The organism is Coleofasciculus sp. G3-WIS-01, from assembly GCF_040223135.1.
Classification (GTDB): domain Bacteria; phylum Cyanobacteriota; class Cyanobacteriia; order Cyanobacteriales; family Coleofasciculaceae; genus Coleofasciculus.
The window spans coordinates 1-14,170 of the sequence record NZ_JAVJZI010000196.1; the positions used below are offsets into that span (position 1 = coordinate 1).

Consider the following 14,170-nt stretch of genomic DNA (forward strand, 5'->3'; position numbering starts at 1 on the left):
TTTTTTGCACGGGGGAGACCAGGGGATGCGAGAGCTTTTTTTGCACGGGGGAGACCAGGGGATGCGAGAGCTTTTTTTGCACGGGGGAGACCAGGGGATGCGAGAGCTTTTTTTGCACGGGGGAGACCAGGGGATGGGGGAGCGTTTGTTGCACGGGGGAAGCCAGAGGATGCGGGAGCTAGGTTTTTCAACTTTGCCAACCGGATCATTTATTTCCTGGCGATACAAGTCAGCCATATTCCTATAGGAGTCAGCGAAATTCAGCTTAAGTGAAACAGCGCCGACTTTGGAGTAATCTTATGGTTCAGTCAATAATAATCTGGTTTCATGAATACCAGCAAACCCCCCCGGACGAGAGCGCAACGGATTGACTATATCATCGAACAGCGTCAACCGCTAGCCCAGGAAATACAACGGATAGAAAGCCATCTCGCTCAGCTTTCTTGTGCCCTGGGAGAATTAGAACTGTATCGCCAACGGCTGGAGGTATCTTTCGGTGAGAGTGAAATGCAAGAGAAATTAAATACCGTTCATCTATCTTATCTGCTCCAACAGCTTCAAATTGAATCAGAGAATCTGAATAATCTGCAAAAACGCTTCTCTAGTCCTACCTTAAATATTGGTGTTGTCGGATTGATGGGACAGGGGAAAAGTACGTTACTTAAAACCTTGAGTGGACTCACCGATAATGAAATTCCAGCACTAGAAGGAGGCGCTTGTACGGCGGTTCGCAGTACAATTGAAAATTGGCAAGGGGAATCCTTACCTAACCAAGCTTCAGAGGAAACAACGATTCAATTTAATGGGGTTAGCTCTAGTTTATATGGTATTCAAGACCAAATGGTTTTACCTAAACCCAAAACCTCTGTTCAAGTCGAAGTTACGCTGCATTCTGAATCATCATTTTTAAACGAAGTCATTTATCCTTATTATGACGAACTCGGTTTGACGGAGAAACCCCCTAGTTTAGATGAGTTTGCCAATCAGATATTTCCCGAACAAGAACTAGGAGGGGCAAGTGATGAAGAGATGTACAAACGCCTGTGCTATGATTATCATCGAAATCTCAGTCAGTATCGATCGTTGATTCGGTCAGGGAATCCGCGATCGCTAAAAATTAAGGCTGAGGAAATTACCGATTATGTGACGCAAAAACGCGATGGTACTCAGCAGAATAACTTAACCACGTTCAAACACCTAGCGGTGAAAGAGGTTAAGATAGTTTGTCCGTTTAAAAATCCTGATGTTGGCAAAATTGCGCTAGTGGATGTTCCGGGTTTAGGCGACTCCAAGTTAGGCGATGAAACGCTGATGCTAGAAACTTTGGGCAATGAAGTTGATGTGGTTTTATTTATCAAACGACCTGATCCTCAGCGTTATCAATGGCAACGCCTCGATACCCAACTGTATGATAAAGCAGCCCAAGCTCTGAATGATCTAGAAAAACGGTCATTTATGATTTTAAATTATAGTCGGAGAACGGAGAATCTGAGAGCTTGCCAACGTCTTCAGCAAAATATTGATACGATTCAGGTAGTACAAACAGAAATTGCTGATTGCTCTGATCCAGAAGACGCCAACCGAGTATTTAATCAGGTTTTGGATTATCTAACGGTTAATATTCAAGACTTAGATAGGCGATACGCGAGTCGTTGCCAAACTAACCTGCAACAACTGCATGAACAGATTAATCGTGAACTGGAAAAATCGACTCAAGCCTTGGGTTATTATTCGGGAGAATCTCGCCAATTTAGGCGATTATTCGAGCAACTGTCTCAGGAACTTATCCAGGGACTTTTAGAACTGAGAAATCAACTAAAAGAGCAATGTGAAGCGATTGCTCCAGATTTTCAGGTAGCGGTGCAATCGGCGTTGAAAAACTGCCAAATGGATAAAGGGATTCCAGAGACGGATCAGGAGATTATCAGCCGGAGTTGTGAGTTTGAGTTTAAGGAATCCTATCAAGCTATCTACCGAGTTTACATTCGAGAACTGCGAATTCATTTGTCTCGGCATTTTTTACAAGTCGATAAGGGATTGAGGTTGTCGATTGATAAAGTTAAATCGTTGGTTACTGATGTTTTGGTGAATCAAGGCAGGTTGGGTGAATTAACTCCAACTAGAGGGGCGGAGTTTCTCAAAGATATGGCAGATTTACTGGCACAACGGGGAAACCAACTGGAGTTAGGGTTTAGAACGCTTTGGGAGTTCGAGTTTTCATACGGGAGTGTCCTTTTACATTTAATTCGGAAACAATTGGATGAGATACTGCAATCGGATATTGATTTAAGTATTGCGGAAGTTATCGGTATTTTACCTGATCCGTCTAATGCTTCAGATGTGCTAAGAAATTTGGAAAAGTTGCATGAGCAATCGGTTGCGGCTTGTCAGGAGACATTAAATAGTTGGCTGACGGCGCCGAGTCAAGCTCGTTATTATATGGTGCAGGAATTTATTGATTTGGTAATTTATGCGAGAGATATGAAGCGGGAGTGGGAAATTTTTCTGAGTGATGAGGATATTCGCGCAAAGGTTTGGGTGGAATTTAAGGAGTTAGAAACACGGCAGCAAGATCAACAGATGTGGCGTTATGCGGTGGCAAAAGTGGCGAGGATGAATCAGGCGTCAGCGATGGTGTTTTTAAGGTAGGGTTTGCTGAATAAGTCTTGTGGTGAGGGGAGCGAGGCAGAGCCTGGGAAACGATACCGTAGGGTGGGCATTGCCCACCAGCAATACCGTAGGCATTGCCCACCAGCCTTTAGCTGAAGCTATCCACAGTTCCCAACTTAAAATTAAGACTTCAATCAATAAAAATAAGCAATAGACAAGAATTAACGATAAAGCGGGAGACGCGAATGGCAAATTTAGAGCATCTGAGATTACTTCAACAAGGTGCAGTTGGCTGGATTAAATGGAGAAATAAACATCACACCATAGAACCAGATTTGAGCGAGGCTAACCTAGAAGGCGCTAACCTCAGAGGCGCTAACCTCAGAGGCGCTAACCTGAAAGGGGCGCAGTTAGAGTCGGCTAATCTAATCACCGCCAACCTAACAAAAGCCAACCTGAGCCTTGCTTCTCTGAGTCTGGCTTGTATGATTGACGCTAATCTGATCGAAGCTTCCTTAGTCAGCGCTCATTTGATGCAAGCGGAACTCAGTTATGCTGATCTAAGCCATGCTAACTTAATCGGCGCTGATCTCAGAGGCGCTAAGTTGATGAACGTTAATCTGAGTCATGCTAATCTGATTGGCACAGACTTGAGAGAGGCAAACCTGAAAGGCGCAATGCTCAATGAAGCCAATTTGAGACGCAGCAACCTCAGTGAAGCCAGCTTGATTCATGCCCATCTTAACCGGGCTAATTTGAGTCATGCTAACCTCCATGAAGCCGAATTGATTGATGCTTACCTCTACCAAGCTGACTTGGAAAAGGCTAACCTGAGTCAGGCTCATTTGGGTAGTGCTTATCTGTTTGGGGTAAACCTCATCGCCGCCGATTTAGAGGGAACAGATTTGAGATGGGCGAATCTCACAGCAGCAAATCTCCAAGCCGCTAACCTCAAAGGCGCTAGATTGGAAGGCATCCATCTTGACAAAGCAAATCTGACAGGGGCAAATTTAGATGATTGTAACCTAGACGGTGCTAGTCTCCAAGGGACAATTCTGCCCGATGGGACGATTCATAGATAGGGGAGGTATTACATCAGGGTGACAACAATAGCGAAAAGAGCCCCTACAGATTAATCACCTCTTCCCCAATGTCTGATCGAGTGCATCCCAGACACGCTACGATGATTGACAACCGGGATAATTGGGAAACTACTATGCCACGAACACAGCGTAACGATAACTTTGTTGACAAAACCTTCACGGTAATGGCAGATCTAATCCTTAAGGTTTTGCCAACCAACAAGAGAGCGAAAGAAGCATTTGTCTATTACCGAGATGGTATGTCTGCTCAGGGAGATGGCGAATATGCCGAAGCTTTGGATAACTACAAGCAAGCGTTGGAGTTAGAAGAAGATTCCTATGACCGCGGCTTGATTCTATACAACATGGCGTTAATTTATACCAGCAACGGTGAGCATGAGACAGCATTAGAGTACTACCATCAAGCCCTCGACTCTAATCCCCGTCTCCCCCAAGCGCTGAATAATGTTGCTGTCATTTACCACTTCCAAGGTGAGAAGCAGAAGGAAGCAGGAAATGATGAAGCCGCAGAAAAGTTGTTTGAGCAAGCCGCCGAGTATTGGAAACGAGCGATTCGTCTGGCTCCTAATAACTACTTGGAAGCCCAAAATTGGCTAAAAACTAGCGGACGTTCAGCTATTGATATCTATTTTTAGTGATCGTCATTTGTCATTTGTCCTTGGTCATTGACTAGGGAATAATCAAAAATTAACAATCAACAATCATGATTGACCTAGAACAAGTTCGCAAAGTCGCTAATCTGGCGCGTTTGGAATTGACTTCTGAAGAAGAAGAGCAATTTTTGCCGCAGCTTAATAGCATTTTGGATTACTTTCAACAGCTTAGTGAATTGGATACAGAAAATGTTCCGCCAACGACTAGAGCTATTGATGTGAGTAATGTGACCAGACCTGACCAACTTCAACGATATCCGGAGCGGGATGCTTTATTGGCAGAAGCTCCTGACCAAGATGGGGACTTTTTTAAGGTGCCGCAAATCCTCAGTACGGAAGAGTAACGCTGAATTTGTCCTTCGTCTTTGGTTATGTGCCGTTTTTTTTGAGAATAACCAAGGGCGAAGGATGACAAAGGGAAACGGTTTTATGGTCGGGGCGGGTTTAGCTACTCAGAAAAGTTGGTCACTACTACCTTTTCAACAAAACCCGCTCCAGAGTCAACGGATAAGGGGGTGTGTCTCGGGACGAATAAATATTAATTTTTTTTGAAGAATATAAATAAAATGATGAAATAGAGAATTGCATAACAGAAATTGGGGATAATTAAAAAAGCGTTGGAATAGGGAGAAAATATGGCAACTGGAATGCTGGTGAATGGACAATGGACAAAGGAACCTTACCAGCAAGACCCTCAGGGGCGATTTATGCGAAATCCGACCAAGTTTCATAACTGGGTGAGTGCTGATGGTTCTACAGGGTTTAAAGCTGAGTCGGGACGCTACCATCTCTATGTGTCTCTCGCTTGTCCGTGGGCGCACCGCACGCTGATTATGCGGAAATTGAAGGGTTTGGAGGAGGCAATTAGCCTCTCAATTGTTGACCCGTTTATGGATGAGGACGGATGGGAATTTTCTGATGCTCCCGGTTGTATCCCAGATACGGTTCATGGAAGTCGTTATCTGCGAGAAGTGTATCTAAAAGCTGACCCGAACTGTACCGGACGAGTGACAGTCCCAGTGCTTTGGGATAAACAAAAGAATACGATCGCGAATAATGAATCCCGTGAGATTATCCGCATGTTTGATACTGAGTTTGAGGCGATCGCGAAATCTCAGGTTAGCTTCTATCCCGATCATCTGCAAGCAGAAATCGATCGCGCGATTGACAGAATTTACCAACCGATAAACAATGGTGTATACCGTGCTGGGTTCGCCACGACTCAGACGGCTTATGAGGAGGCGGTAACAGAACTTTTTGCAGAACTAGACTATTGGGAAGCAGTTCTATCCCAGCAACCTTATCTGTGTGGCGATCGCATAACGGAAGCCGATTGGTGCATGTTCACCTCCCTGTTTCGCTTTGACCCCGTTTACTACGTGCATTTTAAGTGCAACTTACGCCGAATTAGCGATTATCCCCATCTGGGAAATTATCTCAAAGATCTCTATCAGCAACCGGGCGTTAGTAATACCTGTAACCTTGACCAGATCAAGCAACACTATTACAAAAGCCATCCCCACATTAACCCGACTCGCATTGTACCCAAAGGGCCAGCGATTGATTGGGTGATGGGGGAAGTGTTGAGTGTGTAGGGGCGGGTTTTACAGATACCATTCAGAAGCAAACCGTTAACTTAACTCGCGCCCGCCCTGACTGAGTGTTGAGTCAACTCCCCCAGCTTCAAGCAGCGCCTGTGTTCCCCCATCTCCCTCATCTTCACAAATTTTCACCGATAGGGTGAAATATATTCAGGAGCATACATAATTTAGTATTATTGTCAATACTATTTGTCTTACGATCTTGAGATCGGTAGAGTCTAATTTAAGCCATCGGTGAGGTAGCATCTGAGATAGTCCCAATGGATTGCTCACGGCTCCTGATCCCCAATCACCACCCGACTAGCGAGAGAAGGCAAGCTGCCAAGGCGTTTACACCAGGTTGCACTATGATTTCTAATTTATCTGAACAGTCCCATTATCCAGAAAGTGCCAGTAGCGGATTACAAATTGCCAGAGGATTAAAAGCTAAATCACAAAACTATAAACGATTGCTGGTGGAGGTGTTGAAATGGACAGGAGGACAACCCTTCCTCACCCAGCAGCTTTGTCGATTGATCGCTCAAGCGCCTGATGCACCGTCGAAAGGAGCAGAAGCGCCATGGGTGGAAAACTTAGTGCGATCGCGCTGGATCGAGAATTGGGAGCAGCAACCGGAACTGATGCATTTGCAGACGATCCGCGATCGCTTGCTCAGACGCAAACACCGCAGTCATAAGCTGTTGCTGGTGTATCAGCGCATCCTCCAACAAGGAGAAGCGATCGCTAATGACAGTTCCGAACACAAGGAACTGCGGATGATGGGGTTAATCCTCAAGCATCAAGGGAAAGTTAGGATTCACAATCGCATCTATGAATCAGTCTTTAACCAAGAATGGGTGAATCAGGCTTTAAAAACCATCCAAGCGGATTTAGAACCAGGGGACTCGGAATTTCTCAAAGCCTTAGCAGAATTAGAACGAAAACTCCTGGTTTCCCAAGTGGAAATCTTATCAAAAGCCGATACCGAATCCGAGGATGAAGGTTCGGCGCAAGCCCTTTATGAGGTGCTGCGCGATGTCACCTCTAAAGTCGGCGAATTACTCGGTGCCGATCGCGCTACCATTTTCTTACTTAATGACGAGAAGACAGAACTCTGGTCATTAGTGGCGGAGAATGAAGAAGGGGAATTCCTGGATATTCAAGTGCGAGTCGGGGAAGGAATTGCCGGTCAGGTGGCTCAGACGAAAAAGGTGATCCATATTCCCGACAATGTTTATGATGATCCACGCGCCGCCCTGGTTAAAGAATTTGACAAAAAATATAGTTACCGCACTGAAAACATCTTGGCATTTCCCATCTTAAGTGAAAGCCACGAAGTGATTGCGGTGATTCAGCTACTGAATAAATTACCCACCGATGAGCAATCTGACAAGCGACCCAAAGGATTCACCACCTTAGACTTAGAACGGTTGGCAAAATGTGTGGTTCCAGTGCGGCGGATTCTGGAAAGTTGCCAATCCTGCTATAAGGTAATGAAAAAACTGCGGGCGACAGCAGCGTTAGCCGAAGCCACGCGATCGCTCGATCAGATTAACTTAGATACCAAAGCCATTTTGCAACGGGTAATGAATACCGCCAAGAAGCTGCTGAACGCCGATCGCAGTACCTTGTGGTTAGTGGATCGCGATCGCGGAGACTTATGGACTGAACTTCCAGGTAAAGGAGAGGTGCGCTGTGATATTGGGGTGGGCTTTGCGGGTCAAGTAGCACAAACCCGCCAACCGATGATTATCCCCTTCGATCTCTACGATCATCCCAGTGCGGAAAATGCCAAAAAAACGGATGAACAAACCCGCTACCGTACCTGTAGCCTCCTCTGTATGCCCGTTGTTAGTCCAGATGGGGAATTATTGGGCGTAACCCAACTGATTAACAAGCGCAAACCCGGAGATCATCCAGAGTATAACAAAGACGAGTGGCCCCACGTTCCCAGTTACTTTAAAGCGAGTTTTGATAAAAATGACCGCCAGTCCATGCAAGTCTTTAACGAACGAGTGGGCGTAATCCTGCAATTTGTCAAGACCCATGAGACACTAAAACAGCTTGCTCAAATTGAGCCAAAAGAATCCGTTTATAACACCCTAGCAATTCTCAGTAATTCCGTTGCCGATCAGAGTGATGAAGCGCTCTACAATGCGCTGTATTATATGTTGAGCTTTGTCACCAACTCGATTAACAAACTCTTGGGCGCAGAACAGACCACGATTTTCCTAATGGATGCCGAACAAAGCATCTTTTGGTCATTAGTCTGGAACCCCAGAACCCTAAATGCTCAAGAGATTCGGGTGTCCGCCACCCTAGGAATCGCCAGTAAAATTGTTGAGTCTCGTTCAGTCAAAGCCAGCAAAAACCCCAGTAAACTGAATGATCTGTTAATCCATATTGGCTTAGAACCTGACGCGATCAAACACATCGAAAACCTGTTGTTATTCCCGGTTGTAGACTCGAAAGGGAAAGTGATTGCCATTATTCGGTCATTTAACAAATTCATATTTACCTATGAACCGGGAGGGACGTTATCAGAAAAAATCGAAATCAATGGCTTTACCCAAGCCGATGCCCAGAAATTGCAGGAACGCATGACATCCACGTTACCCATTCTGCAAGGGTTCCAAGCATTTCACCGGGAAATCCGCAATATTCAGGAACAACGCAAGGCGATCGATCCGCTCTATCAAGCCATTAGTTTAGTTAGTAGCAGTAGTGGCGGAAATGCCGAAGAAATCATCCAAACGGTGATGCAAGCGGCAAAACAACTGACCCATGCTGATCGCACCACCCTTTGGTTAATTGATTACCAAACTCAGGAATTATGGACAAAAATTCCCCAAGCCGATGGTTCTTTAATGGAAACGCGAGTACCTTTAGGAGAAGGGTTTGCTGGCAAAGTTGCCCAAACCGGTCAACCGTTAAACATTCCCTTTGACCTCTACGATCACCCCGATTCTGATATCGCCCGCAGAACAGACGCCAAAACCCATTATCGGACATGCAGTCTGTTATGTATGCCTGTTTTAAGTTGTGATGGTGAGTTACTTGCCGTTACCCAACTCGTGAACAAACGTTATGGTGAGGATACGACGGAGTATGATCCATCCAATTGGCCCCAGGTTCCTGACTATTTTAAAGCCAGTTTTGATGAAAATGATCAACGGGACATGGAAATTTTTAACAATCAAGTGGGTGTTGTGCTTCCAGGTATCATTCGTTGAGTGAGTAGAGACGTGGAATGGTGCGTCTGTTTTGAGTTTTGAGTAACCTACGAACAATTTTTACCTGCTAAATTCCTGAGCCAACACTTCTTCGGACATTCCAAAAATGCGTGCCAATCGATTCAGTTCACTATCACTGAAGCCATCACGTACTTCTATTATCTCGTCCACGGATTTTCCTAAAATCCGGGATAACGACTTCAGTTGGCTATCGGGAATATCCTTACCTTGGAATATATCTTTAAGCTGTTGTGGCGCTAATTTGTAAGAAGCACAAAACCGGACAAATTCTCGATTACTGATATCCAGGGCTTGCTGTCTTTCCCGCAGCAAAAACGCGATCGCACGAGTTCCATGTTCCGGACGTTTAGCTCTGTCTAGATAGTCCTGGACGCGCCTGTCGAGATGATTTATGCTAATCCCAGCTTGTTTAAGCAAATCGATACAGGCTAATTTTAAGGCTTTGTTTAACATTTCATTTTCTTCATGGAGTCTTTCGTACTCATTAAAGATTTCGACCATCTTCGTCGCAAATTCTGGCGTACAAAACCCAACTTCCATATCCTCGCAGGAAATGGCAATATAGGAGCGGTAGTGGTTTAGCTGCAAACGCAATGTCTGGTTATTTTGGCGCATAAGTCCAACGTTTTTAGTAAAAAAACCATTCTAGGGGAGTTATTTGACCAATTGTGCCAAAGTATAGTTCATAAGGATAGTGGCGTAGAATGCAAGAGTTTATAATATAGCGCCTCCGCCAAAAAATTGGTGATCTTGCTCTCCCACCTGACTCAGGCTGAATACGATATTTTAGTACACCCTGTTTATCGACATTTTGACATACTACCCCGCTAGACGACTGTTAGCAGGGGTGTTTGGGAAGCGGAGGAAGCTAGGTGAGGGGGTGATGGGGGTGATTCAATGTGTAGGGGCTCTTTTCACTATTACCTTTTCGATTGCACCCATAAGTGACTAAACCCGCTCCGATTTTCGCAGGTTTCCAGACGTCCCGTGAAAAGTCAGCCCCTGCACATTGGTCAGGGCGGGTTTTGTACAAACGTTATTATCAATCGTGACAAGAAAGTCCCATTACCCGCCCCTACATAGGGCTTGCTGAATTAATCGGGAAGCTATACTAATTCAGCAGAACCTACATACTCAATACTTATGCGGGAGAGTCTTGATTGCAGAGACGTTGTAAGGTGGTGGTAAAGTCAGGATAGGAAATGGTTGCCGCTTCCGCACCGTGGATAGTGGTGATCCCTTGGGCGTTGAGAGCCGCGATCGCAAGACTCATGGTGATCCGGTGATCCGTATGACTGTCAACCTCTGTACCAGTTAGGGGGGTGTTTCCAGTGATTTCTAACCCATCGGGGAGTTCTGTAATCTTTGCGCCCATCCGGTTTAACTGAGACGCCATAACCGCGAGGCGATCGCTTTCTTTAACCCGAAGTTCTGCGGCGTCTTGAATTACGGTGGTTCCCTGGGCGAAAACAGCCGCAACTGCCAAAATGGGAATCTCATCAATTAAACGGGGAATTAAATCCCCAGCGATTTCACAAGCGTTGAGGCGACTATAGCGAACTCGGATATCAGCAACCGGTTCTCCCGCCACTATCCGTTGATTTTCCAACTGAATATCCGCATTCATCATCGCCAGGGCGTCTAAAATACCCGTGCGGGTGGGGTTAACACCAATATTTTCAATCAATAAGTCAGAATCTGGAACAATCGCCCCAGCGACTAACCAAAACGCGGCGGAACTAATATCACCCGGAACAATCACCGTTTGTCCCTGGAGTTGCGCCGGACCCGTGACTGTAGCACTGTGGGTTTCTGGGTCAACGGTAATCTTAGCACCAAAAGCCTTAAGCATCCGTTCGCTGTGGTCACGAGACAGGGCGGGTTCTGTTACTGTTGTGTCCCCTTCTGCCATTAACCCCGCTAATAGGATACAGGATTTAACTTGGGCAGAAGCGATGGGGGAATGATAGTGAATTGGCTTGAGGCGTTGTCCCTGAATTGCTAGGGGGGCTAATGAACCATTCCCACGCCCCCAGATTTGGGCACCCATTTGTTGCAAGGGTTGCACCACACGAGACATAGGGCGCGATCGCAAGGATTTATCTCCGGTTACAGTAAAAAAGCGTCCGGGGTGAGAGGCTAAAAGTCCCATCATTAGCCGCAGGGTAGTCCCAGAGTTACCCGCATTTAAGATATCCAGAGCTTCTTGTAATTCTCCCACGCCCACACCCTTAACAATAACCTCTGCGGCGTTAAGTTCAGAGATGTTTGCACCCATAGCTTGGAAACAAACGGCGGTACTGCGGGGATCATCCCCCAGTAGGAGTCCCTGGATGCGGGTTTCCCCTTGCGCGATCGCACCCAACATTAAAGCACGGTGGGAGATAGATTTATCACCGGGAACCTGGAGATTTCCTTTCAGGAACAATCCCGATGGCGGGCGGGTGATGATCAAATCAAGTTGCGTTTCGATTTGCTTCAGGGTGACAACCGTAACGGGCATAGGTATGGAGGGGTTTAACAGAGGGACATAGAATTGTATCAAAGATAATTGTATCGGGGGAATGGGGGAGATGATGAATGATCCATGATTATGTAGGGGCGGGTTTCACAACTATCGTTTTTTTAAGGAGAATTTATGATTAGCGATGAACTCCTGCAAAATAAATTTGTTTTAGGCTATTACGATAAAAATCAGAATCCTTGGTTTGATGTAAATCCGATATTGATTGAAGACTTACAGCGATGGCAAGGGACTCAAGAGTGATTTGTCATTTGTCATTTGTCATTAATTCGTTATTCGTAGGGTGGGTTAGGCGGTGTTAAATTTAGGAGACAACCATTCAATTCAATATCCGCCGGGGAAACATCAATGTCTAAATCTCAGCAATATCCTATCCTTCATACATCCCAGCCTAGTGCTGAATTTTACTCGATTTTCTCAGACACCGAAATCTTAGATATGATTCAAATATTAGCCACCAGACGCGAAATTAGCCTCAAATATTCCTACAAAGGTCAAGGCGCAAACATCTGGGATAAATTTTATCTCAACTATCTGCGTCCACGCTGGTATCGACCCGCTAATCGGGAAATTGACCTGTTAAGAGCTAATTTTGAATTCATCACCCGCAAAATCCAAGCCGTCAACACCGTTAATCTTATCGATGTCGGCGCGGGTAATTCCTATCCGGTTAAAGATTTTATCCGTCGGCTGAATCGCTTGGGCAGAATCAATCGATATATCGCCTTAGACATTAGCGAAGACTTACTCAAGGTATCCCAGCAAAATATTAAAAAATGGTTTGCTAATATTGAGTTTATTGGCGACAGGATTGATATAGAAAATAATTCATTATCCCAAACATTGTTAAACCATCAAATTAATCTAAAAACTGACGATACCGCCCAAATTATTTTACATTTAGGCGTTACTATGGGTAATCATCACCATAGAACGGAAGTCCTGAAAAATTTCAGAGACAGCATGGGAAAGCATGATGTCCTCGTATTCACTAACGAAATTGGTTCTAACTCTGAATGGGATGGAACGGTGAGAGGGGGTTTAAAGTATCATGTGGATCAAGTCTATGCTTGGGTGAAAACTGCGCTGGGGATTCAAGCTGAAGATTGTGAACTGGTGCGAAAGTATGAGCATAAAACCGATAGTATTGTGGCGACGATTAAATTTCGTCAGAACTATCGGATAAATTTCAGGTTAATGGGAGGGGATAGGAGTATTGAAATGGCTGAAGGGGAAGAGATTACGATTTGGAGACAGCATAAGTTTGAAATCCATGAACTGGTGCAAGAAATAGAACAGGCTGGACTCCGACTTGTTCACTACAAGACTGACCAATATTTATCGAATATTATGGTAATTTGTGAAAATGAGCAATAGATTCCTGGAAGTCACAGCTACACAAAAAAAGTCTACCTGCACTGACTAGATTATAAAGGGAGAAATAAATCTGGATAGGGACAAATGACCAAGGACGAATAACGAAGGACAAAAAACGAATGAAAAATCGCCAAAATGCTAAATTTTTCTACCAACTGGCTAAATTACTCAATTCTGGTATAAATCTACAGCAAAGCTTAACCCTAGTGGGAAACGATTTAAACCCAGCGGTTAAACGCTATTTACAAAAAGTCAGTCTCGCCGTGGGTTCGGGTCAAGATTTCGCCACCGCCTTAACCTGTGAACGCGGTTATTTTAACCGTTGGACGATTAGCTTAATCCGTTTAGCTGAATATAGCGGTTCTCTCCCCCAAACCTGTCAAATGATCGCCCAAGACGCTGAAACGCAAGGGAGACAAGAAGGATTATATGGGTCGGTAAAACGTTCAGCTATGGCGACAATTTGGGGATTTTTGGTGTTAACGGCGGCTATTTTTAACCCCAATGCAACCGGAATTATTAAACCGGAATTCTGGTTAAGAGGGTTAGCGATCGCGCTGCTATTATGGGTGATGATTGTCCTGGGATCTCGCTTCTCTAGTCCCTTGTGGCTGCAACTGGTGAGGCGGCTACCTATTTTCGGCAAAATTGTGCAGGCGCGATCGCTCCTGTATCTAGCTAAGTTACGATTACCGTTAAGTTGTGGGGTTTCTCTCCTCACCGCTTTGGATTTACTGCGAGAGCATATCCCAGATACGGTAATGAAAGCCAGACTCTCCTGGGCTACAAGGCGCGTCCGCATGGGTCAACCTTTGAGTCAGAGTCTCCAGGGTAATTTACCCCCTACAGCGCTACAGATGATTAGCACCGGGGAAGAAAGCGGAACCTTAGATCAGACGCTGGAAACCTTAGCCCAACACTATGACAGCGAGTTGGAACAACGACTGCGATCGCTACAAGTTAGTTTACGACTTTTAAGCCTTGTGGTGATGGGGAGTTTGGTGGCGGTGGTGGGTGTGCGAGGGATATCTGTGTTGCTGGATTCTTTCCCAGAGTGAATGTTTCAACG

11 protein-coding genes are annotated in these 14,170 nt (G+C 45.2%); 9 read left to right on the forward strand and 2 right to left on the reverse strand.

The features are described 5' to 3' along the window. The first annotated feature begins 327 nt into the window (after positions 1-327). The 6 genes from RIM23_RS20085 (at position 328) to RIM23_RS20110 (ending at position 9,179) form a co-directional block, all read left to right on the forward strand. Positions 328-2,649, forward strand: coding sequence for a dynamin family protein (locus tag RIM23_RS20085; RefSeq protein WP_446368875.1), 2,322 nt, complete (start codon positions 328-330; stop codon positions 2,647-2,649). 206 nt (positions 2,650-2,855) lie between these two features. Further along, positions 2,856-3,692, forward strand: a complete 837-nt coding sequence (locus RIM23_RS20090) for a pentapeptide repeat-containing protein (RefSeq protein ID WP_446368876.1) — start codon at positions 2,856-2,858, stop codon at positions 3,690-3,692. Between the two features lie 134 nt (positions 3,693-3,826). After that, on the forward strand, positions 3,827-4,348 hold the full coding sequence (locus RIM23_RS20095) for a photosystem I assembly protein Ycf3 (RefSeq protein ID WP_446338657.1): 522 nt from the start codon (positions 3,827-3,829) through the stop codon (positions 4,346-4,348). 68 nt (positions 4,349-4,416) lie between these two features. Next, entirely contained in the window at positions 4,417-4,710 is a 294-nt protein-coding gene (gene gatC, locus RIM23_RS20100) for an Asp-tRNA(Asn)/Glu-tRNA(Gln) amidotransferase subunit GatC (protein ID WP_446368877.1), read from the forward strand. 291 nt (positions 4,711-5,001) lie between these two features. Continuing rightward, positions 5,002-5,961, forward strand: coding sequence for a glutathione S-transferase family protein (locus tag RIM23_RS20105; protein WP_446368878.1), 960 nt, complete (start codon positions 5,002-5,004; stop codon positions 5,959-5,961). A 353-nt stretch (positions 5,962-6,314) separates the two neighbouring features. Further along, positions 6,315-9,179, forward strand: coding sequence for a GAF domain-containing protein (locus tag RIM23_RS20110; protein WP_446368879.1), 2,865 nt, complete (start codon positions 6,315-6,317; stop codon positions 9,177-9,179). A 60-nt stretch (positions 9,180-9,239) separates the two neighbouring features. Here the strand turns inward: RIM23_RS20110 and RIM23_RS20115 are convergent, their stop codons facing one another. After that, on the reverse strand, positions 9,240-9,815 hold the full coding sequence (locus RIM23_RS20115; RefSeq protein ID WP_446368880.1) for a hypothetical protein: 576 nt from the start codon (positions 9,813-9,815) through the stop codon (positions 9,240-9,242). 526 nt (positions 9,816-10,341) lie between these two features. Next, positions 10,342-11,703 (reverse strand): 3-phosphoshikimate 1-carboxyvinyltransferase, encoded by a 1,362-nt coding sequence (gene aroA / locus RIM23_RS20120; protein WP_446368881.1) that lies wholly within the window; start codon positions 11,701-11,703, stop codon positions 10,342-10,344. A 135-nt stretch (positions 11,704-11,838) separates the two neighbouring features. Between aroA and RIM23_RS20125 the strand changes: the two genes are divergently transcribed. From RIM23_RS20125 to RIM23_RS20135, 3 genes are all read left to right on the forward strand, one after another. Then, on the forward strand, positions 11,839-11,967 hold the full coding sequence (locus tag RIM23_RS20125; RefSeq protein WP_446368882.1) for a hypothetical protein: 129 nt from the start codon (positions 11,839-11,841) through the stop codon (positions 11,965-11,967). 105 nt (positions 11,968-12,072) lie between these two features. Further along, on the forward strand, positions 12,073-13,101 hold the full coding sequence (locus RIM23_RS20130) for an L-histidine N(alpha)-methyltransferase (RefSeq protein WP_446368883.1): 1,029 nt from the start codon (positions 12,073-12,075) through the stop codon (positions 13,099-13,101). Positions 13,102-13,220: 119 nt separating this feature from the next. Beyond that, positions 13,221-14,159 carry a type II secretion system F family protein gene (locus tag RIM23_RS20135; protein ID WP_446368884.1) on the forward strand — a complete coding sequence of 313 codons (939 nt, stop codon included), beginning with the start codon at positions 13,221-13,223 and terminating at the stop codon, positions 14,157-14,159. Positions 14,160-14,170 lie beyond the last annotated feature (11 nt).